The organism is Arthrobacter sp. BE255, assembly GCF_031457335.1.
Lineage (GTDB): Bacteria > Actinomycetota > Actinomycetes > Actinomycetales > Micrococcaceae > Arthrobacter.
The window spans coordinates 282058-305238 of record NZ_JAVDWK010000001.1 but is presented as its reverse complement, the minus strand read 5'-3'; the positions used below and the strand labels follow the sequence as shown (position 1 = coordinate 305238).

General features: G+C 66.2%; 25 protein-coding genes and 1 tRNA gene. 12 read left to right on the top strand and 14 right to left on the bottom strand.

The window, feature by feature from the left end:
• Nucleotides 1–164: 164 nt before the first annotated feature.
• Nucleotides 165–1490 carry an exodeoxyribonuclease VII large subunit gene (gene xseA / locus J2X42_RS01465; RefSeq protein ID WP_310161444.1) on the top strand — a complete coding sequence of 442 codons (1326 nt, stop codon included), beginning with the start codon at nt 165–167 and terminating at the stop codon, nt 1488–1490.
• Nucleotides 1471–1689 (top strand): exodeoxyribonuclease VII small subunit, encoded by a 219-nt coding sequence (locus tag J2X42_RS01460; RefSeq protein WP_131131402.1) that lies wholly within the window; start codon nt 1471–1473, stop codon nt 1687–1689. Before xseA ends, J2X42_RS01460 begins: the two co-directional genes overlap by 20 nt.
• An 8-nt stretch (nt 1690–1697) precedes the next feature.
• Here J2X42_RS01460 and J2X42_RS01455 read toward each other — a convergent pair whose 3' ends face one another.
• The 6 genes from J2X42_RS01455 to J2X42_RS01430 form a co-directional block, all read right to left on the bottom strand.
• Nucleotides 1698–2552 carry a polyphosphate kinase 2 family protein gene (locus J2X42_RS01455; protein WP_310161443.1) on the bottom strand — a complete coding sequence of 285 codons (855 nt, stop codon included), beginning with the start codon at nt 2550–2552 and terminating at the stop codon, nt 1698–1700.
• 50 nt (nt 2553–2602) lie between these two features.
• Nucleotides 2603–3823, bottom strand: coding sequence for a pyridoxal phosphate-dependent aminotransferase (locus tag J2X42_RS01450; RefSeq protein WP_310161440.1), 1221 nt, complete (start codon nt 3821–3823; stop codon nt 2603–2605).
• 130 nt (nt 3824–3953) lie between these two features.
• Nucleotides 3954–4910: an ABC transporter substrate-binding protein gene (locus J2X42_RS01445; protein WP_310161437.1), complete on the bottom strand. Its 957-nt coding sequence runs from the start codon at nt 4908–4910 to the stop codon at nt 3954–3956.
• Nucleotides 4907–5653 carry an ABC transporter permease gene (locus J2X42_RS01440; protein ID WP_310161435.1) on the bottom strand — a complete coding sequence of 249 codons (747 nt, stop codon included), beginning with the start codon at nt 5651–5653 and terminating at the stop codon, nt 4907–4909. Before J2X42_RS01440 ends, J2X42_RS01445 begins: the two co-directional genes overlap by 4 nt.
• A complete protein-coding gene (locus tag J2X42_RS01435; protein WP_310161432.1) occupies nt 5650–6354 on the bottom strand; it encodes an ABC transporter permease in 705 nt (234 codons plus the stop codon). The genes J2X42_RS01440 and J2X42_RS01435 overlap by 4 nt, the downstream gene beginning before the upstream one ends.
• On the bottom strand, nt 6354–7454 hold the full coding sequence (locus J2X42_RS01430) for an ATP-binding cassette domain-containing protein (RefSeq protein ID WP_310161429.1): 1101 nt from the start codon (nt 7452–7454) through the stop codon (nt 6354–6356). The genes J2X42_RS01435 and J2X42_RS01430 overlap by 1 nt, the downstream gene beginning before the upstream one ends.
• A gap of 258 nt (nt 7455–7712) precedes the next feature.
• Here J2X42_RS01430 and J2X42_RS01425 point away from each other — a divergent pair, with 258 nt between their 5' ends.
• Nucleotides 7713–8753 (top strand): pirin family protein, encoded by a 1041-nt coding sequence (locus J2X42_RS01425; RefSeq protein WP_310161427.1) that lies wholly within the window; start codon nt 7713–7715, stop codon nt 8751–8753.
• A 19-nt stretch (nt 8754–8772) separates the two neighbouring features.
• Here J2X42_RS01425 and J2X42_RS01420 read toward each other — a convergent pair whose 3' ends face one another.
• Nucleotides 8773–9723, bottom strand: a complete 951-nt coding sequence (locus J2X42_RS01420) for an N-acetylglucosamine kinase (RefSeq protein WP_396133999.1) — start codon at nt 9721–9723, stop codon at nt 8773–8775.
• Nucleotides 9724–9776: 53 nt separating this feature from the next.
• The gene (locus J2X42_RS01415) at nt 9777–10763 is read right to left on the bottom strand and encodes a LysR substrate-binding domain-containing protein (RefSeq protein ID WP_310161424.1); all 987 of its coding nucleotides are present in this window, start codon (nt 10761–10763) and stop codon (nt 9777–9779) included.
• Between the two features lie 101 nt (nt 10764–10864).
• On the opposite strand from J2X42_RS01415, the gene J2X42_RS01410 reads away from it, so the two are divergent.
• Together J2X42_RS01410 and J2X42_RS01405 are read left to right on the top strand one after the other, a co-directional pair.
• Nucleotides 10865–12151 carry an MFS transporter gene (locus tag J2X42_RS01410; protein WP_310161423.1) on the top strand — a complete coding sequence of 429 codons (1287 nt, stop codon included), beginning with the start codon at nt 10865–10867 and terminating at the stop codon, nt 12149–12151.
• Between the two features lie 124 nt (nt 12152–12275).
• Nucleotides 12276–12776, top strand: a complete 501-nt coding sequence (locus J2X42_RS01405) for an Lrp/AsnC family transcriptional regulator (protein WP_131131391.1) — start codon at nt 12276–12278, stop codon at nt 12774–12776.
• Nucleotides 12777–12791: 15 nt separating this feature from the next.
• Here J2X42_RS01405 and J2X42_RS01400 read toward each other — a convergent pair whose 3' ends face one another.
• Nucleotides 12792–14039: an MFS transporter gene (locus J2X42_RS01400; RefSeq protein ID WP_310161422.1), complete on the bottom strand. Its 1248-nt coding sequence runs from the start codon at nt 14037–14039 to the stop codon at nt 12792–12794.
• A gap of 151 nt (nt 14040–14190) precedes the next feature.
• Between J2X42_RS01400 and J2X42_RS01395 the strand changes: the two genes are divergently transcribed.
• Genes J2X42_RS01395 through zapE form a run of 4 tightly spaced genes read left to right on the top strand, consistent with a single transcriptional unit; the run spans nt 14191 to nt 16765 of the window.
• Nucleotides 14191–14742: an Lrp/AsnC family transcriptional regulator gene (locus J2X42_RS01395; RefSeq protein ID WP_310161421.1), complete on the top strand. Its 552-nt coding sequence runs from the start codon at nt 14191–14193 to the stop codon at nt 14740–14742.
• Nucleotides 14743–14752: 10 nt separating this feature from the next.
• The gene (locus J2X42_RS01390; RefSeq protein WP_310161419.1) at nt 14753–15178 is read left to right on the top strand and encodes a DUF1761 domain-containing protein; all 426 of its coding nucleotides are present in this window, start codon (nt 14753–14755) and stop codon (nt 15176–15178) included.
• Nucleotides 15179–15218: 40 nt separating this feature from the next.
• Nucleotides 15219–16214: a magnesium/cobalt transporter CorA gene (corA, locus tag J2X42_RS01385; protein WP_310161417.1), complete on the top strand. Its 996-nt coding sequence runs from the start codon at nt 15219–15221 to the stop codon at nt 16212–16214.
• A complete protein-coding gene (gene zapE / locus J2X42_RS01380; protein WP_310161416.1) occupies nt 16214–16765 on the top strand; it encodes an AFG1/ZapE family ATPase in 552 nt (183 codons plus the stop codon). Before corA ends, zapE begins: the two co-directional genes overlap by 1 nt.
• Here zapE and J2X42_RS01375 read toward each other — a convergent pair.
• The 5 genes from J2X42_RS01375 to galU all read right to left on the bottom strand — a co-directional run bounded on the left by J2X42_RS01375 (nt 16762) and on the right by galU (nt 21197).
• The gene (locus J2X42_RS01375; protein ID WP_310161415.1) at nt 16762–18345 is read right to left on the bottom strand and encodes an ABC-F family ATP-binding cassette domain-containing protein; all 1584 of its coding nucleotides are present in this window, start codon (nt 18343–18345) and stop codon (nt 16762–16764) included. The genes zapE and J2X42_RS01375 overlap by 4 nt on opposite strands.
• A gap of 64 nt (nt 18346–18409) precedes the next feature.
• Nucleotides 18410–18482: transfer RNA gene (locus J2X42_RS01370), tRNA-Ala, on the bottom strand.
• A 124-nt stretch (nt 18483–18606) separates the two neighbouring features.
• Nucleotides 18607–19566 carry a hypothetical protein gene (locus J2X42_RS01365; protein ID WP_310161414.1) on the bottom strand — a complete coding sequence of 320 codons (960 nt, stop codon included), beginning with the start codon at nt 19564–19566 and terminating at the stop codon, nt 18607–18609.
• A gap of 98 nt (nt 19567–19664) precedes the next feature.
• Nucleotides 19665–20285: a GNAT family protein gene (locus J2X42_RS01360; protein ID WP_310161413.1), complete on the bottom strand. Its 621-nt coding sequence runs from the start codon at nt 20283–20285 to the stop codon at nt 19665–19667.
• A gap of 6 nt (nt 20286–20291) precedes the next feature.
• Complete coding sequence (gene galU, locus J2X42_RS01355; protein WP_310161412.1) at nt 20292–21197, bottom strand: UTP--glucose-1-phosphate uridylyltransferase GalU; 906 nt, start codon at nt 21195–21197, stop codon at nt 20292–20294.
• Nucleotides 21198–21280: 83 nt separating this feature from the next.
• On the opposite strand from galU, the gene J2X42_RS01350 reads away from it, so the two are divergent.
• The 3 genes from J2X42_RS01350 (at nt 21281) to J2X42_RS01340 (ending at nt 23173) form a co-directional block, all read left to right on the top strand.
• The gene (locus tag J2X42_RS01350) at nt 21281–21904 is read left to right on the top strand and encodes a 5-formyltetrahydrofolate cyclo-ligase (RefSeq protein WP_310161411.1); all 624 of its coding nucleotides are present in this window, start codon (nt 21281–21283) and stop codon (nt 21902–21904) included.
• A gap of 130 nt (nt 21905–22034) precedes the next feature.
• Nucleotides 22035–22295: an FmdB family zinc ribbon protein gene (locus J2X42_RS01345; RefSeq protein ID WP_131131380.1), complete on the top strand. Its 261-nt coding sequence runs from the start codon at nt 22035–22037 to the stop codon at nt 22293–22295.
• Between the two features lie 308 nt (nt 22296–22603).
• Entirely contained in the window at nt 22604–23173 is a 570-nt protein-coding gene (locus J2X42_RS01340; protein WP_310161410.1) for an RcpC/CpaB family pilus assembly protein, read from the top strand.
• Nucleotides 23174–23181 lie beyond the last annotated feature (8 nt).

The window sequence follows — 23181 nt, the reverse complement described above, 5'->3', positions numbered from 1 at the left end:
GGCTGGGGAGCCATCCTACGCATGGAGGCTGGACATTGAATGTCCGCCTCCGGTGATAGAGCTTATGGATAAGGTTGAATGACAGCCGCCATTCAACCACGAGCCACCATCTGCCTAGCAAAGGACCGCCATGCCGCCAGCCACAGCTTCCCGGGGCAGGGCGCATGCCTGATCAGGCTGCCCTGCCGGACACTGCTGCCAGCACGCTGCCTGCGACGGCCGCTGAAACCAGTCCGGACAATCCCTGGCCATTGCAGCTGCTGTCCCAGAAACTCAAGGCACACATCGACCGGACGCCGTCGGCGTGGGTCGAGGGCCAGGTCATCGAAATGAACCGCCGCGGCGGCAATGCCTATTTGACGCTGCGCGATGTGGACGCGGAGGTTTCCCTTCCTGCCTCCGTCTGGACCAAAGTACTGGACCGCCAGAACATGCCGCTGGAGCGTGGATCACGGGTGGTCGCCCTGCTCAAGCCGGAGTTCTGGCTGAAGACCGGCCGCCTCAACATGCAGGTCAGGGACATCAGGCCGGTAGGGCTTGGCGACCTGCTGGCGCGGATCGAACGCCTCAGGCAGGCCCTCGCAGCCGAGGGCCTGTTTGCCGACTCCCGCAAGAAACCCCTGCCCCTGCTGCCGCACCGCATCGGCCTCATCACCGGGCGGGATTCCGATGCCAAGAAGGACGTCCTGCAGAATGCGGCGCTTCGGTGGCCGGCCGTGGAATTTGAGGTCCGCGAGGTGGCCGTCCAGGGCAACACCGCCGTGTCCCAGATCGTCCGGGCACTTCGCGAGCTCGATTCCCGTCCGGACGTTGACGTCATTGTCATCGCCAGGGGCGGCGGCGCCCTGGAGGACCTGCTGCCGTTCAACAGCGAAGAGCTGGTCCGGGCTGTCGCCGCCGCGGTGACACCCGTGGTCAGCGCCATCGGCCACGAAGCGGACCGGCCACTGCTCGACGACGTCGCCGACCTGAGGGCATCAACGCCTACCGACGCTGCCAAGCGGATAGTTCCGGATGTCGCTGAGGAACTGGCCGGCGTCCGCCAGGCCCGGGAGCATCTCCGCCGGTGCATCAGCCGGCTGGTGGACCGGGAGACCGACCGCCTGCACGCCCTGCAGTCCCGCCCGGTCCTGTCGGCGCCGGAAACCATGGTGACCGGCCGCTCCGAGGAGATCGAGCGCCTGCTGCGCCGGTCGTCCGCGGCGGTCAGCTCACTGGTGGTGCGTGCCGCCGACCAGCTGGTCCATCTGCAGGCCCAGGTGCGGGCGCTTTCGCCGCAAAAAACCCTCGACCGCGGCTATGCGGTGGTGGAACTTGCCAACGGCCGGCCGGCCCGGGCAACCGAAGTCGCCGGCCATGCCGTAGTCCGTGACCCGTCGGAGGCGCCGTCCGGAACCGCGTTGTCCGTGCGGGTCGCCCATGGCCTCTTTGGGGCCACATCCACAGGGGAAATTCAACAAGGAGAAGCACATGCCCGAGACAAAGCCTGATCCGGAAATCGACGCGCTGAGCTATGAGGAAGCCCGCGAGCAGCTCATCGGCGTAGTGGGCAAGCTGGAGGCCGGAGGGGCAAGCCTTGAGGAATCACTGGCCCTCTGGGAACGCGGCGAAGCCCTGGCCAAACGCTGCGAGGAGTGGCTCGAAGGCGCCAGGAAGCGCCTGGCGGCGTCCCGGGACCAACCCCTCTAAACGCCCGTTCAGGACCTGGCGACGAGCTCCCGCTCCACACCGACGTCGAAGTCTGCCTTGGGCCACTCCAGCTTCAGGTCAGTCAGCGCACCGAGGACCAGCTGCTGGACGGCGATCCGGGCAAACCACTTTTTGTTGGCCGGGACCACGTGCCACGGGGCTTCGTCGGTGTTGGTGTTGTCGAAAACTGCCTGGTAGGCGGCCATGTAGTCGTCCCAGAAGGCACGCTCCGTCAGGTCTCCCCTGCTGTACTTCCAGTTTTTGGCGGGCTCGTCCAGGCGTGCCAGGAGGCGTGCCTTCTGTTCGTCCTTGCTGATGTTGAGCATGACTTTGACGATCTTCGTGCCGGAGCCGGTGAGCCTGGCCTCGAACTCATTGATGGCACCGTACCGTCGTTTCAGCTCCTCCGGGGCCGCCCAGCCGTGCACGCGGTGGATGAGGACGTCCTCATAGTGGGAGCGGTCAAAAACGCCCACCATGCCGGCCGCCGGGACTTCCTTTTCGATCCGCCAGAGGAAGTCATAGGATTTTTCCTCCTCGGTAGGGGCCTTGAACGCCTTGAACTGGACGCCCTGGGGATCCATGGCGGCCATGACGTGCTTGACGATGCCGCCTTTGCCTGCGGTGTCCATCGCCTGCAGGATCAGCAGGATCCGCTTCGTCCCGCCGAAGCGGGACTCCGCGAACAGCTTCTCCTGCAGCTCGGCGAGTTTGCTGTCCAGGTCCGCCAGCAAGGCTTTGCCGTCGGCCTTGTTGCCGGTAAATCCGGGCGTGGAGTCGGGGTCGACATCCGCCAGGTTGAAGCTGCCTCCGGCCTTCAGCGTCTTCGTCGGATGCTGCTTGAACTTAACCAGGCCGGCCATGGGGATCCTTTGTCCGCAGTTCACGCGCGGGATGGGCGCGTGAGGACAGGCTAGTTCCCCTGGTACCTGCTTAGGAAGTCCCCCATGCGTCCCACGGCCTCTTCGATGTCCTTGACGTTGGGCAGCGTGACCATCCGGAAGTGGTCCGGGCGCACCCAGTTGAAGGCGCGACCGTGGGAAACCAGGATCTTCTGCTCCCGCAGCAGGTCCAGCACGAATTTTTCGTCATCGCGGATGTGGTAGACCTCGGGGTCCAGCCGGGGGAAGAGGTAGAGCGCGCCCCTTGCCTGCTGCGTGCTGACTCCGGGAATGGCGTTCAACATGTCGTAGGCCTTGTTGCGCTGTTCCAGCAGCCTTCCGCCGGGAAGGATGAGGTCGTTGATGCTCTGGTACCCGCCCAACGCTGTCTGGATGGCGTGCTGGGCGGGCACGTTGGCGCACAGCCGCATGTTGGCCAGCAGGTTGATGCCCTCCAGGTAATCGGCGGCTTCCTTTTTGGGTCCGGAAATGGCCATCCAGCCCGCGCGGTAGCCGCAGACGCGGTAGGCCTTGGAGAGCCCGCTGAAGGTGAGGCAGAGGACGTCGTCGCCGGTCAGCCCTGCCAGGTTCACGTGGACGGCGTCCTCGTACAGGATCTTTTCGTAGATTTCATCGGCGAAAAGGACCAACCCGTGCTTCTCGGCAAGGGCAACGATCTTCTTGAGGGTTTCTTCGGGATAAACGGCGCCCGTGGGATTGTTCGGGTTGATCACCACGATGCCCTTGGTGCGGGGCGTGATCTTGGCTTCCATGTCTTCAAGGTCGGGCTGCCAGCCGGACTCCTCGTCGCAGAGGTAGTGCACGGGCTTGCCGCTGGCGAGGGCCACGGAAGCCGTCCAGAGCGGGTAGTCCGGCGTGGGAATGAGGACCTCGTCGCCGTCGTCAAGCAACGCCATGAGCGACATGGTGATGAGCTCGCTGACGCCGTTTCCGAGGTAGATGTCGTCAACGTGGATGTTCTGGATGCCGCGCGTCTGGTAATACTGCGAGACGGCGGTGCGGGCGGAGAAGATGCCGCGGGAGTCGCTGTACCCCTGGGCATGCGGCAGGTGGCGGATCATGTCCACCAGGATGGCGTCGGGGGCTTCGAATCCAAAAGGTGCGGGGTTTCCGATGTTCAGTTTGAGGATCCGGTGACCCTCCGCCTCCATTTGCTGGGCGGCCTGAAGAATCGGTCCACGGATGTCGTAAAGGACGTTGTGAAGCTTGGTGGACTGCCTGAATTCTGCCATCCATCAAATATGCCACAGGAAGGATGTACTTCCGTTGAGACCTCGCCCACACCCGTGCCACGTGCGACGGCGGCTGCCGGACTCGTGAAGTCCGGCAGCCGCCGTCGGGGTGCTGCAAAGGAGCCAGGCGTTACTTGACGATGCCCTTGTCCTTCAGCCAGGCCGCCGCAGCGTCCTTGGCGTTCTGCTTCTGGCTGCCGCTGACTGCCCGGTTGAGGTTGACCAGGTCATCGGTGGTGAGGATGCGCGAAACGGCGTTGAGTGCTTCCTTGGCCTTATCGGTCATCTTTGCCTTGTTGTACAGCGGCAGGACCTGCTGGGCCTTGAAGTTGTTCTTCGGATCTGCCAGCACCACAAGGTCGTTGTCCGCGATGGACGGCGTGGTGGTGTAGATGTCGGCCACCTGGACGTCATCGGTCAGCAGGGCCTGCAGCGTCAGGTTGCCGCCGCCGTCGCTGAAAGGCTTCAGCGCCTTGAGTTCACAGCCGTAGTTCGCCTTGAGCCCCGGGAAGCCATAGGCGCGGGTTTCAAACGTTGCAGGCGCCGCCATGGTCAGGTCCTTGCAGACCTTGGCGAGGTCCTCGATGGACTTAAGCTGGTACTTTTCGGCCGTGGCCTTGGTGACCACCATGGCGTCCTTGGACTCAGCCTTCGCTGCTTCCAAGACCGCCAGGCCGTCGGGAAGCTTCCCCGGCAGGGCCTTGTAGATGTCGTCGGCCGAAACCTCCGCTGCCTCGGGATCCACGTGCGAGAGCAGGTTGCCGGAGTAGTCCGGGACCAGATCCACGGAACCGTCCTGCACGGCCTTGAAGTAGATTTCGCGGGATCCGATATTAGGCTTGGTGGTCGCTGTGACACCGGCTGCCGTCAGCGCGCCGGCATAGATCTCGGCCACGATCTGGCTTTCCGGGAAGTCCGCCGATCCCACCACCAGCGAGCCGCCGGTTGAACCGCCGGTTCCGGTGGTGCTGGGCGTCGACAGGGGGTCGCCGCCGCCGCAGGCGGAAAGGGCGACGGCGATGCCGACGCCCGCAGCCAGGCCGGCAAGGCTCCGGCGTGCAATGGTTGTCGGGGCGGTTTTCTTCATGGGGTGCCTCCTTGAACAGCAGCTGCCACAGGCGTGGCAGCTGGGAGATCGGCGGCGGCCTTGTGGCCGCCGTGGGGATCGGTGGACAGGCCGGGCGACAGCAGCATTCTCTGCACCGCGGCGAGGATGAGGTCGACAGCGATTGCCAGGCCTGCGATAAGCAGGGATCCTGCCAGCATCCGCGGGAAATCCTGCAGGACCAGGCCGTCGAAAAGATACCGGCCGAGGCCGCCCAGCGGAAGATACGCCACAACGGACACCGTGGCGATGACCTGGAGCACGGCCGTACGGATGCCGCCGAACATCACCGGCAGGCCGTTGGGTACTTCCACGCGGAACAGGATCTGCAGTTCGGTCATCCCCATGGCCCGGGCGGCATCAACCACCGTCCGGTCCACGCTGGAGATGCCCGCATATGTTCCGGCGAGCAGCGGCGGAACGGTGAGGATGACCAGGGCCCACACCGGTGGCATCAGGCTGCTGCCCGCGAGCAGTGCAAACAGGACCAGCAACCCCAGGGTGGGCAGCGCACGGAGGGCGCCGGCCACGGCAACGGCAACCACCCGGCCACGGCCGGTGTGCCCGATGTACAGCCCCGCGGGGAGAGCTATGGCCGCCGCGATGACGAGCACCAGGGCGCTGTATTGGAGATGCTCCAGCAGGCGCACTCCGATACCGGAGCTTCCGGACCAGTGCACGGGGTCGGTCAGCCAGGCGAGGGTGTCAACGAAGATGTTGCTCATCCGGACGCCCCTGCAATCCCGGGCAGACGTGCGGCGTCGATCCGCTGCGAATCCGCTGCTGGCGATTTTGCGGCCCGCGTCCACGGCGTCAGCAACCGCTCCAGCAGCACCAGCACCCCGTCCATCAGCAGGGCCAGCACCAGGATGGCAATAATGCCCACCACCACTTCGGTGACGAAGGTCCGCTGCAGTCCGTCGGTAAACAGCATGCCCAGGTTCCCCACCCCCAGGAGTGCGGCAACACTGACGAGGGAGATGTTGCTGACCGAGACCACGCGGAGCCCGGCGAACATCACGGGGAGTGACAGTGGCAGGTCGATCTGGAAGAAGCGCAGCCAGGGCTTGTAGCCCAGGGCCACGGCGGCCTGGCGCAGGTTTTCGTCCACGGAGTCGAAAGCATCGAGGGCGGCCCGCACCAGCAGGGCCACTGCGTACAGGGTGAGCGCAACAATGACGTTCACCGGATCGAGGATCCGCGTCCCGAGGAGGGGAGGCAGGATGATGAACAGTGCCAGCGAGGGGATGGTGTAGAGCAGCGAACTTGCGGTCACTACGACGGACCGCAGCGTGCCGTTCATCCGGGCGAGCTGGGCCAGCGGGATGGAAATGACCAGTCCGAGCACCATCGGGATGAGTGCAAGCACCAGGTGCTGGCCGGCCCGTTCCAGGACCATGCCGCTGTTTGCCAGGAACCAGTCCATCAGAGCGCAGCCTGCCGGACCTGGCGGGCTTCCTCAATGACGGCCAGGACCTCGTGTGCCCTGATGGTGCCCAGGACGCGGCCCTCACGGTCAACGGCGACGCCCAGGCCGGACGGCGAGGAGAGCGCGGCGTCCAGGGCCCGGCGGAGGGTGTCGCCGGGGCGGAACAGTGAGCCGCCGGGAATGAGTTCGGTGTCCGTTCCCGGGCTTGCCCAGCCCAGGGGGTGCATGGCGGTGTCCACCACCAGTTGCCAGCCGGATACGGCGTCGGGGTCCCCGGCGAAGCCTGAGTCGCCCCGGACGAGCGTGGGCACCGGGTGGATGGTCACGCCGTCGGACGCTGTGAATCCCAGGTGCCGGAAGCCGCGGTCCCGGCCGACGAAAGCCGCGACAAAGTCAGTAGCGGGTGCGCGCAGGATCTCCTCGGGGGTGGCGTACTGTGCCAGCTTGCCGCCTACGGCAAACACGGCCACTTTGTCGCCCAGCACGGTGGCTTCGTCAATGTCATGGGTGACAAAAACGATGGTCTTGGCGAGGTCCTTCTGCAGCCGCAGGAGTTCCTGCTGAAGCTCGTCCCGCACCACGGGATCCACGGCGCTGAACGGCTCGTCCATCAGGAGCACGGGCGGGTCCGCGGCGAGGGCACGGGCCACGCCGACGCGCTGCTGCTGTCCGCCGGACAGCTGGGAGGGGTAGCGTTTGCCGAGCGTGGAGGCCAGGCCGACGACGTCGAGCAGCTCTTCGGCGCGTTTGCGCGATGCTGCCTTGGAGACGCCGTTGAGCCGGGGAACGGTGGCGATGTTGTCCAGCACTGAACGGTGCGGCATGAGCCCGGAAGACTGCATCACGTAGCCCATGGAACGCCGGAGTTCCGCCGCGGGAACGGACGTGACGTCCTTGCCGTCCACGGTGATGACGCCGGACGTAGGTTCGACCATGCGGTTGATCATCCGCAGCGACGTGGTCTTGCCGCAGCCGGACGGGCCCACAAAAACGGTGATCGCGCCCCTGTCGATGGACATGGTCAGCTGCTCCACGGCCGGGTGTCCGCCCTGATACTGCTTGGTGACGCTTTGGAACTCAATCATGGCCTGGTCCATTGCGGGACTTACCTGTTCTGTTGGACGGCATCGGAGTGGAGATCGACTCGGTCAATAAGCATACTGATAATCACGGTAACCCTCATCCGACCCCAGCTTAACCAGTGGCGCACCGAAAGTGGGCGAAGGAATCCCTACTGTAATCATTCGGAGACCTCGCCTTCGCGGATGGGCCGTCGGGCGAAGAACCCGGCGACGCCCCTAGGCGGCCGGGAGGAGGCACTGACCGGCCGACGGCGGTGGGCCTAGAGTTGAACTGTGACCAATCTCGAAGTGACCCCCGAGCAGGAAATTTGTCCACCCGCGGCCCCCGGGGAGGGCTCGGGACCATGCCTGCAGCTCTGGCCGGAACGGGAAGTTCCGCTGGGCGGAGTGCGGGCCATGAACGTCCGGCGCACGCTGCCCCAGCGAGGGCTGCCGACCATCGGGGCCTGGTGCTTCCTGGACAGCTTCGGCCCGGACCGCACAGCCATGTCGGTGCTCCCCCACCCGCACATCGGGCTGCAGACCGTGACATGGCCGCTGGCGGGGCACGTCCGGCACCGGGACAGCGTCGGCAGCGACGTTGTGGTCCGCCCCGGCGAGCTGAACATCATGACGGCGGGGCGGGGCGTATCCCACTCGGAGTTCGCTGTACTTCCGTCACCGCTGCCCGCGTCCGACGGCGGCGGGCAACTGCCGCTGCAGCGTGGCCTTCAGCTCTGGGTTGCGCTCCCGGACAGCCAGCGGCACCGGGAGCCTGCCTTCGAGCAGCACCGCGAACTTCCCGCCGTGACCGGTGAAAATTTCACCGCCACGGTAATGGTGGGGGAATTTGCCGGCGCAACGTCGCCGGCCACCATGTACTCCCCCATTGTCGGCGCGGACATCTCGTGCGCGGGCCCCGTCGTCCTGCCGCTCAACGAGCACTTTGAACATGCCGTCCTGGTGCTCGACGGCGGGCTGGTGGTGGACGGGCAGGAGATTCCGCCCGGCCCCCTCGGCTACCTGGGCGCGGGCCGCTCCCGGCTGGCCATGCAGGCGCTCCCTGGCACCCGCATCGTGATCATCGGCGGTGAACCTTTCCAGGAGGAACTGCTGATGTGGTGGAACTTCGTGGCCCGCACCCATGAGGAAGTGGAGGAAGCCCGCGAGGCGTGGGAGGCCCAGGACGGCTTAGCCGATGCCGAGGCCCGGGGCGCCCGTTACGGGCTGGTCGAGGGACATGGACCGGAGGCGGGCGCCGAAGCCGGCCGCATCCCGGCCCCTGTACTGCCCACCGTCAGGCTGACGCCGCGGAAACGGAGCACCCGGCCCTGATAGGTCGGCCCACCGGGCTTTAGTCCTGCTCGGAGACCAGCTGCAGGACACCAAACACCGGTTCCTGGTCCAGTACCCGCACGTCCGTGATGCCGGCGGCGGCCAGATGCTTGCGGAAGGCATCCTGGAGCGGGACCACGTTCATGCCGAGGCCGCCGCCCAGGATTACGGGGCCATCAAGACCAAGCTTCCCGAGTGCCTGCGCGGCCAGGCCGGCCAGGTCGCTGCCGGCCTGGTCCAAGAGCTCCAGGCTGGCCGGGTGGCCGGCGGCGGCGGTCTCCACCACCGGACGGGCCTGCTGCGCCCAGAAGCGGCGGCCTGTGTCAGGGGCATGGAACAGGGAGATCAGCCGGTTGGGGTCGTCCACGCCGCAGGATTCAAGGAGCGCTGCCGTCAACCCGTCGACGGGCAGGCCCTGGTTCATCCGGCGCAGGCTGTAGCGGACCGCTTCGCGCCCCAGCCAGTAGCCGCTGCCCTCATCGCCAAGGAGGTAGCCCCAGCCCCCGGCCCTGGCCTCGTCTCCGCCGGCGTTCCTGCCCCACGCGGCGGAACCCGTTCCGGCAATCACCGCAACGCCGGTGCTGGCACGTCCGGCCGCCAGGAGCAGCCGGGAGTCGTGGACCACCGTGATTCTGGCTCCGGGAACGTGGGGTTCGATCAGCGCGGCGAGCGCGGCGGCGTCGTCGTCTGTATCAATGCCGCCGGCCCCGGCATAGACCTGGGCCACCTGGCCCCCGCCGATCCGGGCAAACAGGTCAGCCAAATTAAGGGCAGCGTCTTCACGGCTGACATTCTGGACGTTGGAGCTGCCGGCGGACTCATCCGCCACTGCCTTCCCGTCCTCAAAACGCACGCCGCGGGTCTTGGTGCCCCCGATGTCCAGTCCGATGATGACTCCGGACAGCGGGCCAGTCTTCGCGGTGCCGGCTGCTTCGGATGGTGGGGTATCTGGGTTTTCGGTGTAAGTCACGTCACCAGCCTACTGAGGCTGGCGCTGGAAGCCCGTGCCGCCCTCGCCATATGTCACGGGCCGCCGGACCGGGACCGGACCAGGCCTGCCAGCAACTGTGGTCCCTCCTGGAGCACCATCTCCCGGAAAAGCCGGACAGCGTCGGATTCGGCATCCGGCCCAGGCTTGCGAACCCGCCATGCCAGCCCGATCTCGCGGAAGGCCAGGTCCGATTCAATCGCGAGTTCAACCCAGCCCAGGTTCCCTGTTTCCGGGCTGACGTCACGCCCCGGTCCGTTGCCGCCGGGCGGGAGGATGCTCACGCCAAGCCCTGCCGAGACAAGGCCCCGCACCGTATGGGAGTCCTGGCTTTCAAAAGCGATGCGCGGCCGGAAACCCGCTTCGCGGAATAATGCGTCCGTCAGGGACCGCAGGCCGTACCCGGACCCCATTGCCACAAAGGGATCGCTCCTGATGTCCCGGATCCGGACGCTGCGGCGGGACGCCAGCGGATGCGCGTGATGGACCACCAGCCGCAGCGGTTCACGGTAAAGGGCCGCGGACGAGACCGTGCGGCCCGCCGGCGCCACCGGAGCCGTCAGGGCAAGGTCAGCCCCGCCGGATGCAAGTTCCGCGAGGCAGCTGTCCCGGGCACCCTGGCTGAACGTGAAGCCGGCTTCCGGATGCCTGCTCCGAAAAGCACTGATCAGCATCGGCAGCGTGGCTTCACCGAACGTGTGCTGGAACGAAATGGAAATCCTTCCCCGCACGACATCCGATTCATGCCGGACGAGATCCAGCCCGGCCTGGAATTCGGACAGCGCCGCCTCGATGAACGGCAGCAGCGTCCTGGCCGCGGAGGTCAGCCGCACTCCCCTGCCGTCCCGGATCACGAGTTCGGTTCCGACGGCGGCGCTGGCGCGGCCCAGGGCGCGGCTCACGGTGGACTGGGGCACGCCGAGCAGCTCCGCGGTTTCGGTCACGTGCTGCGTCCGTCCCAGCTCCGCGAGCAAAGGCAGCAACGGAAGCAACTGCGCGAGCTGTTTATGGTCAGCGTCCATTGAGTCGCCCTTCCAGGCCGGTTATCTGTTCCATATTTGATATGAAATTCCATCCAAACATGCATTGGAAGCATACATTCCTCCGGGTCTAGGGTGGAGAAATGGGCAAACATCCGCGTACGGCAGGCAATGACGCGTCGAATCCCAAACCGTGGGACGGCCACCCGAAAGGTTCTGCTGCGTACGGAAAGGTCCTGGCCGGCCTGGCCTTTGCCGGCGTCGCCACCTTTGCCCAGCTCTACTCCACCCAGGCTGTTTTGCCCATCATGGCAACGGACCTGCAGATTACGGCTGCCGAAGCCGCCCTGACCATTTCCCTGGCCACCGTCGGACTGGCGGTCACCGTCATCCCGTGGTCCTTCCTGGCGGACAGGATCGGACGCGTCAAAGCCATGGCCATGGGGATCACGGCCGCCACGGTCCTCGGCCTGCTCGTGCCGCTGGCCGGCAGCTTCGGTATGCTCCTGGGCTTGCGGCTGCTCGAGGGCATGGCATTGGGAGGGATCCCCGCCATCGCCATTGCCTACCTCAACGAGGAAGTAAACAAGGCACATGCTGCCCTGGCTGCCGGCAGCTACGTCGCAGGAACCACGCTGGGCGGCCTCGCCGGGCGGCTAGTTGCCGGACCCGTCGGCGAACTGTGGGGCTGGCGGGCGGCCGCACTTGCCGTATCCCTGCTGGCCACCCTCGCAGCGGTACTCTTCCTGCTGCTCGTCCCCAAGGCCCGGGGATTCACGCCGGCCAAGGCGGCCGGATTGCGGGGTGCGTGGCGGACCCTAGCCGGGCATGTCCGCAACCGACGGCTGCTGGCGCTGTACGTCCAGGCGTTCCTGCTGATGGGCGGCTTCGTTGCGGTCTACAACTACCTCGGCTTCCGCTTGGCCGGTGCGCCGTTCGCGCTGCCGGCCACGCTGATCAGCCTGATTTTCCTCGCGTATCTGTCCGGAACGTTTTCCTCACGCTGGGCAGCGGCGCTGACGTTGAGGTTCGGGCGGCGGAACGTCCTGCTCGCCGGGGTCATCCTGATGGTGGCGGGTCTGGGCCTGACCCTGACCCAGCTGCTGGCCGTCATCCTGCTGGGCCTCGTCGTCTTCACCGGAGGGTTCTTCGCCGCGCACAGCATCGGCGCAGGCTGGACGGGCAGTATCGCTTCCACGGGCCGGGCTCAGGCGGCCTCACTGTACAACCTGTCCTACTACCTGGGCTCCAGCGTCATCGGCTGGGCCGGCGGTCTGGTCTTCCAGTCCTGGGGCTGGCCGGCACTGGCAGGGACCGTGATGGTCCTGGCCTGCCTCACGGCGGTGACTGTCGCCGTCGCCCATCCCTGGCGCGAAACCCGCGCAGCCGCTGCGCCCGAGGCCGGACGGCCGGAAGCTGCCGCCGCCTAGGAGCGAACTATCCGCTGCCCAGGGCCTGATCTTCTGGCGAATATTCGGACAGAAGGACCCGGACGGGGGTGAACGGCCGGAATAGGGCGTCTAGGATGAACTCAGAACACTTTGAGGAGATCCCATGAGCAGCAACGCCAAGAACGTCCGGCCCGGGCACACCGAACCCCTGGATGCCATCGACGAGCGGCTGCTCGCAGCCCTGGTGGACGACGCCCGGATCTCGAACAAGCAGCTGGCCGAACTCGTGGGCATCGCCCCTTCGACGGCCCTGATGCGCACCCGGGCACTCTCCGAACGCGGCATCGTCCAGGGCTTTGAAGCGAAACTCAGCCTGTCCGCCATCGGACGGTCCGTCCAGGCACTGGTGGCCGTCCGGCTCAGGGCGCATGACAGGGACCAGATCGACCGCTTTACGGCACGTGTTCCGCATCTGCCGGCCGTGCTCTCCACGTTCCATACCTCAGGCTCCGTGGACTACCTCCTGCACATCGCCGTGGCCAGCACCGAGGACCTGCGTGACTGGGTGCTGGACAATTTGGCGACGGACCCGGTGGTGGGCCACACCGAGACAACCCTGGTCTTCGACCACATCCAGGGAAACCACGGGCCGCTCCCCGAGTAGCCCGACTGCCCGCTGCTAGCGGCTGGCGCCGGGCTGCATCGCCGAACGCATGGTGACTCCCGCGAGCACCAAAGCCGCCGCGCTGCACAGCACCACAAACCCGGCGACGGATGCCTGCAGCCCGAACACCGCCGTCGCCCATCCAAGTCCCAGGACGGGCACTGCGCTGCCAAGGTACGTGATCACGTACACCGTGCTGATGATCCGGGCATGGTGGGACGGCTCCACTTTGCCGGCAACGTCGTTGAAGACAGTGCGGAACGCCACCCCCTGGCCCAACCCGGCACAGACGCTGGCCAGCACGAGCAACAGCGGACTGTTCCACGCCGCGGAGGCAGCCAGCACCAGCACCGAAATGCCCAGGACGGCCAGGCCTGCCGGCACCGCATACCTGCCACGTACGCTGAGCAGCTGGCTCAGGGCAGACGCGGCCAGGGTGATGCCGGCCAGGGCGCCAATGACGGGGCGTGAATCTGCGTGCACGATCTGGGCAAAATAGCCCGGCGCCAGGGACAGGCAGAAGCCAAAGACGGAAAAGCTGAGGAATCCGACGGCGGCTGCGAGCCAGAATGCACCCCTCGCCCCGGTGGACACGGACGGCCGGCGCGGCGCCAGCGCCTTGAACGGCCGGGCGGCGTCAGCGGGCATGATTGGAGGCCGTGCCTGGAGCAGGTAGAGGGGCACAAGGAGGCAGGCAAGTACTGCGGAGTGAACGTAGTACGGCGCGGTGGTTGGTCCGGGCAGCATCGACAGGACGCCGCCAATGACCGGGCCTGCCGCCACACCCCCGGCAGAGGCCAGGAGCGTAAAGCGCGAGGCCCATTCGGGGCGGGAGGGCAGCAGTTCCCGCAGGGCTGCCGCACTCGCGCCGGTGGCCAGGGCCACGGCGACGCCCTGAAGGGCACGTCCGGCGGAAAGGGCCGCGAGCCCCTGCGCATGGGCGAACATCCAGCCGCCCGCAAGCCCCACCACAACGGCGAGGATCAGGGCAGCGCGCCGGCCGATGTGGTCCGACCAGTGCCCCGCAAGCATCAGCGTGGATACCAGGGCGAGGACGTAGCTGGCGAACGCGACGGTGATCCCGAACGTCGAGAGCCCCAGGTTTTCCTGCAGCAACGGATACAGGGGCGTTGCCAGGTTGGCGCCCACCAGCAGGGTAAAGATGACGGTTCCCGCCATCACCAGCCGTGCGGTCGTGGAGGCGTCCCAGCCTGTACGCCCGGCGGCGGCGGGCCGCATGCGGAGTTCACTGAAGACGGTCATTCGCGTGCCTTTGCTTCGACCGGCGCCGGGTGTCCTTGTGGGATGCGGCGGCCGGGTAAAAAACGGATAAGTACAGATTGCTGCACTTCTGCCTTATTGGTCCGCCATTCGTGGAATAATTGATCAAAATCATCAATTTATAGTTGCCTTCATGGCTGAAAGTGACAGTTTGAACAACCTTGACCCCACGGACTTGAAGATCCTGTTGGAATTGATCCGCGATCCCCGCGTCCAGATCGGCGAACTCAGTGATTCGCTGGGAATCGCCCGCAACACGGCACAGTCGCGCGTGCGGCGCCTGCTGCGTGCCGGCGTCCTTCACGACGGCGGACGCGAAATCGACCTCGAAGCGGTGGGGTATGACGTCGTCGCCTTCGTGACGATCGAGGTGACGCACCGGGAACTCGACGGCGTCGTGGCGGCACTGCGGCTCCTCCCCCAGGTCCTGGAAGTCCACGAGATCTCCGGCCGGGGAGACGTCTGGTGCCGCTTGGTGGCCACAGACACCCACAACCTGCAGGCCGCGCTCCGTCAGATCCTGCGGATCAAGGGCGTCATCCGGACTGAAACAGTGCTGGCGCTCCACACCCACATCCCGTACCGGACCGAACCGCTGATCAGCAGGCTGGCACACGGCACGCCGGGCCAGGCAACACGGGCAGTCCGGGCCTCCGCGGCGTCCCGCGAGGACCCAAGCGGCTAGGCTTTCGAACATGGATTGGCTCTCATATATCTCGCAGATCAACTGGCTCGCCGTGCTGCTCGCCTTCATTGCAAGCATGGTCATCGGCTTCGTCTGGTACCTGCCCGCCGTGCTGGGCAACAAGTGGATGGCGGCCATCGGCAAGACAGAAGAGGACCTGAAGAACATCAGCGGCGGCGCCGGCATCTGGGTCCCCATGATGGTGGCCGCGGCCCTGACAGCCATCCTGCTGGCTGTCCTGATCAGCAAACTGGGGCTGGACAACGCGCTGGCCGGAGGCTTCTTTGCCCTGGTCCTCGCCCTGGTGTTCCGCGCCGGCGGCCATGTGATCCACAATGGCTTCGCCGGCCGCCCAGTGGCCGTCACCCTCATAGACTCCGGCCACGACCTGTTGGCAATGACCGTTGCCGGCGCGATCATCGGAGCCATGTCCTGAACCGCGTGCACCCGGCCCCGCGGAAAGGAGCCTCCCTCCGATGACAATCATCGACAATGCCGTCTACGTGGACGGTGTCCGCAGCGCCGAACCCGAGTCCATGGAGCAGACGTTCGAAACGCTCGCCCACCACGGGGGCATGGCCTGGATCGGACTGTACCGGCCCACAGCGGCAGAGATGGCCGCGGTCGCCGATGAATTCGGCCTCCACGCGCTGGCCGTGGAGGACGCAATCTCCGCGCACCAGCGTCCCAAGCTGGAGCGGTACGAGGACAACCTCTTCACCGTGCTGCGGCCCGCCCGTTACCTTGACGCCACCGAAACCGTGGAATTCGGCGAGCTCCACATCTTTACCGGCAGGAACTTCGTGGTCACCGTCCGGCATGCCGAAATGGCCGGCGTGGCCACGGTACGGCGCCGGCTGGAGTCCCGGCCCGACCTGCTCCGGCACGGCCCTGAGGCGGTGCTGTACGCCCTCCTGGACAAGGTCGTGGACGACTACGCCCCCGTGGTGGCGGGGCTCGAGAACGACATCGATGAGATCGAAGACCAGCTGTTCAGCGGCGACAGCACGGTCTCACGCCGGATTTATGAGCTTGCCCGGGAGGTCATCCAGTTCCAGCGCGCCATCCACCCGCTTCCGGGCATGATGCAGCAGCTCAAGCGCGGCTTCGGGAAATACGGCGTGGAAACGGAACTGCAGCATAGCCTGCGGGACGTGGAGGACCACGTGGAGCGGGTCATCTCCCGGGCCGATTCCTTCCGGGACCTGCTGCAGAACGCCCTGACCCTGGACGGGACACTTACGGCCAACCGCCAGAATGAGGCCAGCGCCGAGCAGAACGAGCAGGTCAAGAAAATCTCGTCGTGGGCTGCGATCTTCTTTGCGCCGTCGTTTGTGGCCGGCGTCTACGGGATGAACTTTGACCACATGCCGGAGCTCCACTGGGCCGCAGGCTACCCGATGGCCATTGCGCTGATGGCTGGAACTGCCGGCCTGATGTACGCCATCTTCAAGAGGAAGGGCTGGCTCTGATGCCGGCCACGGCGGCCGACGGCGGGACCGCACCGGCGCTGGTACATGGCCGGATCATCACTCCCGGCACAGAGCACCAGCTGGGCACCTACGGCCTGTTTCCGCCGTCGTCCGCCCAGCAGCGCACGCTGATGCCCGGCGCCGTGCCGTTCACGGCCAGGAACGCTGAACCGGAGCTGCTGTGGATCGGCTTCGCCGAGCTATGCGGCGGCGCCGCAGAGCGGGCCGACTACGGGGCATTGGCGGACCGGCACTCCACATGGGTCATTGACGGCGTACCGGACCCCGAAGCCGTTTCGGCGGAAAAGGCACCGTGGTGGGTCCGGTTCGCGGAGGCCCTGGAAGCCCTCAGCGAGCAGGGCACGACGCTGTTTGTGGTCAGTGCCCACTCCCTTGACTGGGAACGCGCGGCGGCTGCTTGGCAGCGCACCCGCACCCCGGGTGCTATGGACGTTCCGGAGGTGCTGGCCGGGATTGCCCGCCGCCTTTCGGTCCTGGTGCGGGTGGAATCGGCTGCAGGGGCGGTTCCGGAGGGCAACTCCGGAAGTTAGGCCGCGTGAACGCCGATGGCCGCGCTGTCCTGAGTGAAGACAAGACGGCGGTTGGCGACCTTGTCAGTGAAGAACCGGTCGTGGCTGACCACCACGACGGCGCCCGGGAAGTGCAGCAGGGCACGTTCCATCACCTGCGTGCTGGAGAGGTCCAGGTGGTTGGTGGGCTCGTCCAGCAGCAGGACCGAGGCTCCGGAGAGCAGGCACTGGGCCATGGCCACGCGGGCACGCTGGCCGCCGGAGAGGTTGCCGATCCGCTGCATGAGGTCGGCGTCCGAAAACTGGAACATCGCCAGGAACCGGTGCACGGATTTTTTCGTCGCCGTAAGGGCCAGGCTGTCCGGCATCGCATTGACCGCATGGGTGACCGTGTCGTCGTCGTCAAGCTCTTCAAGCACCTGGTTGTAGGAAACCATGCCGGCGCCCTTCGCCCAGGTGACCGAACCGGAATCGGCGGGCTCCTCGCCCGTGAGGGCCCGCAGCAGCGTGGACTTGCCGCTGCCGTTGGCGCCAATGACGGCGATCCGGTGCCCGCGGCCGATCTCGAAGCTCAGGTCCTGGAACAGCGTCCGTCCGTCATAGGACTTGCCGAGCGAATCCACCCTGCAGAGCACGTCCTTGACGTACAGGCCGCCGTAGATCTCCGTGATGATCTGGTCCACGGGCCTCGGGGTACGGGATTTCTTGATCTTGGCCAGCTGGTTGGCGAGCCCCTTGCCCGCCGCCTTGGCTGCCTCACGGCGGTCCGAGATGCCCTCTGCCTCGAACGCCAGCAGCTCGGACTCGTGCAGAAACTGGCTTTCCAGGCTTTTGAGCCGGAACTGCTTTGCCACGACATACTCGGCGAAGTTGCCCGGATATTCGTGCAGGTGGAAGTTTTCCACCTCCACGATCCGGGTGACAACGGCGTCCAGGAAGGTCCGGTCGTGGGAGACGATGATCGCGGCGCCCTTGAAGGTCCGGAACCAGCCTTCCAGCCATTCGACGCCGGCCACGTCCAGATAGTTGGTGGGCTCGTCCAGGAGGAGCACGTCAGGGGCCTCAAGCAGGATCTTTGCCAGCGCGGCGCGGTTCCGCCAACCACCGGAGAGTTCGTCGATGGAGCAGGCCCGGTGGGCGTCGCTGAAGCCCAGTGTGGTGAGTACCTTGTCGATGCTGCGTTGGTAGTCCCAGCCGTCCAGCCGGTCCATGTCTTCGAAGAGCTCCGACTGGCGGTGGATCAGGGTGTCCAGCTGGGAGTCCCCGGGGCCCGCGGCTATGGCGGTGTCGATGGCCGCCAGTTCCGCCTCAATGTCCTTGATGTGGGCGAACAGCCCGTCCAGGACCTCAAGGATGCTCGACCCGCCATTCAGTTCCGAGAACTGGGAGAAGTAGGCGGTGGTGACCCCGGGGTCCAGGCTGATGCTCCCGGCGTCCGGGGCAATCTGCCCGAGGATGAGCTTGAGGATGGTGGACTTGCCGGACCCGTTCCTGCCGATGAGGCCTACGCGGTCCCCGGGTTCGAGCCTGAAGAACGCTTCACGGAGCACCGGTGTTTTTTCGAAACTGACGCTGACGTCGTTCAGCCGGATCAAACTCATTAATTCTGTCCAATCCAGGGAGTTCAGGCGCCGTCGATCCCGATTGGATCAGGCAGCCATGGTGTGGAGCTAAGGAGATTCGAACTCCTGACCTCTTCGATGCGAACGAAGCGCTCTACCAACTGAGCTATAGCCCCGGAACAGCCCGCTCTCCGGTGGGAGCCGCGGGGCCGGTGACCCTAGGCTACAAATTTTCCGGCCACTTTACCAACCGGGACCGCAAATGTCCCTGCGGCGGTGGCGCCGGTGGCCTCCAGGGTGTCAGGCGCGCCGGCGCTGCAGGACGTCGTCGAGGTTGCTCAGTGCGCTCTGGGCCTTGGTCAGCGGCTTGGGCGCCGGTCCGGCGGCGGGTGCGGCCACAGTGCCCTGCTTCAGCGACGGCTTCCCGACGGCTTTGGGGGCCTCGGGGAGATCCAGGGGCTCAGGTGCCGGCCGTTCGGCCTTCGCGGCCTCGACGTAAACCGGTTTGGGAACCTCAACAGGTTCCCAGGTGTCGCCGGCAGGTCCGGCGTCCGCAGCTGTCCTGGCGCTGGTGTCGCCGGCTTCGAGGGCGACGGCGAGGGCAGCCTCGCGCAGGTCAGCGGCGGTCAGCGGCTTGGCCTTGGGCTGGTGGGCCTCGGCGTCGAACAGGGGCCGTTCCGGCTGGGACGCGGGCTTGGGTGTGTGGAGTGGAGTCCGCTCCGGCTCACTGTGTCGGCGGGCGGGCGAACCCATTGCGGCACGGAACGCCGCGTTGACCTTTTTCCTGCGGTCACGGACTGCCAGGCCGCGGAGCAATGCCAGCGATCCGAAGGCCACCAGGAAGGCAGAAACCGGCAGCAGCCCGCTGCCCAGTCCAAACGGGAGAAGCATGCCTGCGATGAGCGCGGTCAGGAGTGAAACCAGGGCCGCGAGGGCGAGTGCCGTGCGGCCGTAGCGGATCTTGAATCCACTCGTCCCCGACCTGTCGCGGGGCTCCGGTGCGGCGGTGTCCGCCGCGCCGTCGCCTGCTGCGGCAGCGGGGCTCTTCCTGATGTCCATGGCTTTCTCCTGCTGGGCGGTGATGTTCATGACCGTCCCGGCTCTCGGGTCCGATGAGTCAGTAGCTGGTGCGTCCGCCGTCATCTCACCTGCAGCCTGAACCTGGTGCCGGCGGTTCCGGAGAACATACGGGGCAACCCAGACAATCCAGAGCACAACGGCAACCACAAGGATCACTGAGCTGCTAAGGGGGAAGTCCACAATCAAAACCGTATGAGCATTAAGTCAACCCCTGCGGCATTAGCCACGGTGTGTCGCCGGCAACGTGGCAAATCAATGGATTTATGACGGCCCGGGACTCAGGACGGGCGGGAGGCGAGCCACCGGGGCAGCAGCCCGTCGGGAACTTCTTCCGAGGTCAGGGCAAAGGTCCGGTGGTCAGCCCACTCGCCGTTGATGTGCAGGAAGCGGGGCCGGTACCCTTCGTCCCGGAAGCCCAGCTTTTCAACCACCCTCAGGCTGGGGCCGTTCTCCGGACGGATGTTGATCTCCATGCGGTGCAGCCCCAAAACCTGGAAGCAGTGGTCAGTGGCCAGGGCGACGGCCGTAGGCGCGATGCCATGTCCTGCCCGGCCCTGGTCCACCCAGTACCCGAGCGTTGCCATCAGGGCGGAGCCCCACACAATGGATGACACGGTCAGCTGGCCAACTATGGCTGGAGCCGCCGCGCCGGGCCGCCGCTCGGTGATGAGGAACGGCAGTGCCGTGGACTGCGCGGCCTGGATCTTGAGGGATCGCACCATCTGCCGGTAATCGGGCAGGCCTCCCCCGGGCGCCGGGTTGGACGCCTCCCAGGGAGCAAGCCATTCGCTGTTCCGCCCCCGGACTTCGGTCCATTCCTTCTTGTCCCGGTACCGGATGGGACGCAGTACCAGGTCGCCGCACTCCAGCGTGACCGGCCAGATAGGGCCTGCGCGCACGATGCGTTAGTGGGAGAGACCGGCGGTGAAACCGGGCAGCCACTCGCGCAGACCGGGACCAAGGTCATCGCTGTCGATAGCCAGCTGGACGCAGGCCTTGAGGTAGCTGAGCTTGTCACCGGTGTCATAGCGGCGTCCACGGAACACAACACCGTAGACTCCGTGGCCTTCGCCGTCGCCGGCAGCCAGTTCCTGCAGGGCATCGGTGAGCTGGATCTCGCCTCCGCGCCCCGGTCCGGTGCGTTCGAGCACCTCAAAGACCGCCGGGTGCAGGACGTAGCGCCCAATGACGGCGAGGTTGGAGGGCGCATCTTCGACGTCGGGCTTTTCCACCAGCTCGTTGATCCGGACGTAGCTTTCGCCGTCGATTTCCTGGATGTCCGCGCAGCCATAGGCGCTGATCTGGGACGGTTCCACCTCGATCAGGGCCACAACCGAGCCACCGGTTTTGGCCTGGACCTCGATCATGGTGCTCAGCAGCTCGTCACGGGCGTCGATCAGGTCATCGCCCAGCAGGACGGCGAACGGTTCGTAACCAACGTGCTGCTTGGCACGAAGGACCGCGTGGCCAAGGCCATTGGGGTCGCCCTGGCGGACGTAGTGGATGTCACCGAGGTTGCTGGCAGCCTGGATGGATGACAGTTTTGCTGTCTCACCCTTGTCTGCCAGGGTGGCTTCGAGCGCGGGGACCCTGTCGAAGTGGTCTTCGAGGGCGCGCTTGTTGCGGCCCGTGATCATCAGGATGTCGTTAAGGCCAACTTTGACGGCTTCCTCAACGACATACTGGATGGCAGGTTTGTCGACTACCGGGAGCATTTCCTTCGGCATGGCCTTGGTGGCAGGCAGGAACCTGGTGCCGAGTCCCGCAGCGGGAATGACGGCCTTGCGTACTGTCTGGTTAGTGGTAGTCACCGGACTAATCTAGCGGAGGGAACATACAGACAGTAATTATTGGGCGGCCGAAACCCGGCCGGACGACAGGAGGAGCAGCCACTGTGACTGCCGGCAACAGCTCAACCAAGGAAAAGATCCGGGCACTGCACCGGGCTGCCCGCGCGGCCATGGACCCCGCCGCCCGCGAGGCGGCCGGTGCCGGCATAGCGCGCCACGGCCTCGACTGGGCTGACCGCCTTTCGTCGGGGACGCCGTCGACGTTCTGCGTTTACCTCGGTGTGGGTTTCGAACCGCCCACGAGCCCGCTCATTGGCGCCCTTCACGGCCGGGGCCACAGGATTCTGCTGCCGGTCTGCGAACCCGGACGCCGGCTCAGCTGGGTGTTCTGGGCGCCGGGCGGGGAGCTTGTTCGCAGCACATTTGCCCCCATCCTCGAGCCGGCGGGGACCCGGCACGGGCTCGACGTGATGACCGGCGTCTCCGCGCTCTTCCTGCCGGCCACTGCCCTGGACCACGACGGCAACCGCATCGGACAAGGCGGTGGCTATTACGACGTTTTCCTCGATGCGCTCGACGGCGTCCGGCCCGGCCTTCCCTCCGCGGCGATCGTCTACGACCGGGAGGTACTGCCTGCCGGAAGCATTCCTGCCGAGGACTTCGACCGGAAGGTACCCGACGCCCTCACTCCCTCCGGGCTGGTTCACCTGGGCCCGGAGCGGGCATAACTTCCGACGCCGGCAGGCCCCCGCGGCGGGGGTGATAGAATTGGCACTCAGGCCCTGCGACTGCTAATGGACGGTAAACGAACGTCCTGGCAGCACGGGACCTCTCGTTTGTCCAAGAGGAGGAGCACCAGTGCCAACGTATGCGTACGCCTGCAAGGATTGCAGCCATGCCTTCGATATTGTCCAGTCGTTCACGGACAGCACACTGACGTCCTGCCCCGAGTGCCAGGGCACCTTGCGCAAGAAGTTCAACAGTGTCGGCGTGGTCTTCAAGGGCTCCGGTTTCTACCGCACGGACTCCCGGGATGCCAAGGGAAGCACGGTTTCGGCCGCCCCGTCGGCGCCCGCCGCGCCGGCACCCGCCCCGGCCACGGCTGCTGCTGCAAGCTGACGCGCCGGGCCTGTTCCCCAGGCCCCGCTTTACCGCGGCATCCACAGCGATTCCCGGTCCGGTTGTCCACATAGCTTGAGGCCCGCCTGTTCTCCTTGTCCGGCCCGAAATAGCGTGGGCCCATGTCAGCCACAGTGTTTCGCCCTCATCGAAGAACTCCCGCCAGCCGAAAGTCCTCTGCGCCCGGGCGCCCGTCACATGGTGCCCGTCCGCTGCCGGCTGGCCGCCCGCCGGGCCGCCGGCTTGGCCCGTGGCTGGCCCGCAATCGCCGTCTCGCCATAGCGTTCCTGCTCTGCATTGCAGCCGCCGTGGCGGTCCATCAGCTCACTCCGGCGCCTGCGGATTCGGTGACGGCCCTCGCCGCGGCCCGGGACCTTCCGGCCGGTTCCTCGCTGGCGCCCTCGGACGTAGCCGAAGTACAGGTTCCACCGGGCATGATCGCTGCCGGATCGCTTGGGGTCACCGCCGAAGCCGCGGGAAAGCAGCTGGCGGCCCCGCTCCGAAAAGGGCAGCTCCTGACGGACGCCCAGCTGCTGGGTCCCGGTTTGCTCGCGGGGACTCCTCCGGGTTCTGCAGCTGTGCCGCTGCGGATGGCGGACCCTTCCTCCATCCAGCTCGTGTCACCGGGGCAGCTGGTCAACGTGGTCCTCACGTCCGCCAACGGCTATGACCAGCAGGCTGCCTCGGAAGTCCTGGCGACGGCCGTGCCGGTGCTCTGGACCTCGGGCCAGGGCGGTAAAACCGGTGAATGGCTGGGAACAGGCGAGACGGATGGCCTGATCGTGGTGGCGGCCGACCCCGGACAGGCTGCACGGCTGGCGGGCGCCTCCACGCAAGGCAAACTGTTTTTCGTCCTTGTCGGGCCGCCTTCGGGGTGACCCGCCCG

Coding starts and splice junctions, on each gene's coding strand:
- xseA (WP_310161444.1), top strand. CDS start 165: ATGCCTGATCAGGCTGCCCTGCCGGACACTGCTGCCAGCACGCTGCCT.
- J2X42_RS01460 (WP_131131402.1), top strand. CDS start 1,471: ATGCCCGAGACAAAGCCTGATCCGGAAATCGACGCGCTGAGCTATGAG.
- J2X42_RS01455 (WP_310161443.1), bottom strand. CDS start 2,552: ATGGCCGGCCTGGTTAAGTTCAAGCAGCATCCGACGAAGACGCTGAAG.
- J2X42_RS01450 (WP_310161440.1), bottom strand. CDS start 3,823: ATGGCAGAATTCAGGCAGTCCACCAAGCTTCACAACGTCCTTTACGAC.
- J2X42_RS01445 (WP_310161437.1), bottom strand. CDS start 4,910: ATGAAGAAAACCGCCCCGACAACCATTGCACGCCGGAGCCTTGCCGGC.
- J2X42_RS01440 (WP_310161435.1), bottom strand. CDS start 5,653: ATGAGCAACATCTTCGTTGACACCCTCGCCTGGCTGACCGACCCCGTG.
- J2X42_RS01435 (WP_310161432.1), bottom strand. CDS start 6,354: ATGGACTGGTTCCTGGCAAACAGCGGCATGGTCCTGGAACGGGCCGGC.
- J2X42_RS01430 (WP_310161429.1), bottom strand. CDS start 7,454: ATGGACCAGGCCATGATTGAGTTCCAAAGCGTCACCAAGCAGTATCAG.
- J2X42_RS01415 (WP_310161424.1), bottom strand. CDS start 10,763: ATGGACGCTGACCATAAACAGCTCGCGCAGTTGCTTCCGTTGCTGCCT.
- J2X42_RS01410 (WP_310161423.1), top strand. CDS start 10,865: ATGGGCAAACATCCGCGTACGGCAGGCAATGACGCGTCGAATCCCAAA.
- J2X42_RS01405 (WP_131131391.1), top strand. CDS start 12,276: ATGAGCAGCAACGCCAAGAACGTCCGGCCCGGGCACACCGAACCCCTG.
- J2X42_RS01400 (WP_310161422.1), bottom strand. CDS start 14,039: ATGACCGTCTTCAGTGAACTCCGCATGCGGCCCGCCGCCGCCGGGCGT.
- J2X42_RS01395 (WP_310161421.1), top strand. CDS start 14,191: ATGGCTGAAAGTGACAGTTTGAACAACCTTGACCCCACGGACTTGAAG.
- J2X42_RS01390 (WP_310161419.1), top strand. CDS start 14,753: ATGGATTGGCTCTCATATATCTCGCAGATCAACTGGCTCGCCGTGCTG.
- corA (WP_310161417.1), top strand. CDS start 15,219: ATGACAATCATCGACAATGCCGTCTACGTGGACGGTGTCCGCAGCGCC.
- zapE (WP_310161416.1), top strand. CDS start 16,214: ATGCCGGCCACGGCGGCCGACGGCGGGACCGCACCGGCGCTGGTACAT.
- J2X42_RS01375 (WP_310161415.1), bottom strand. CDS start 18,345: ATGAGTTTGATCCGGCTGAACGACGTCAGCGTCAGTTTCGAAAAAACA.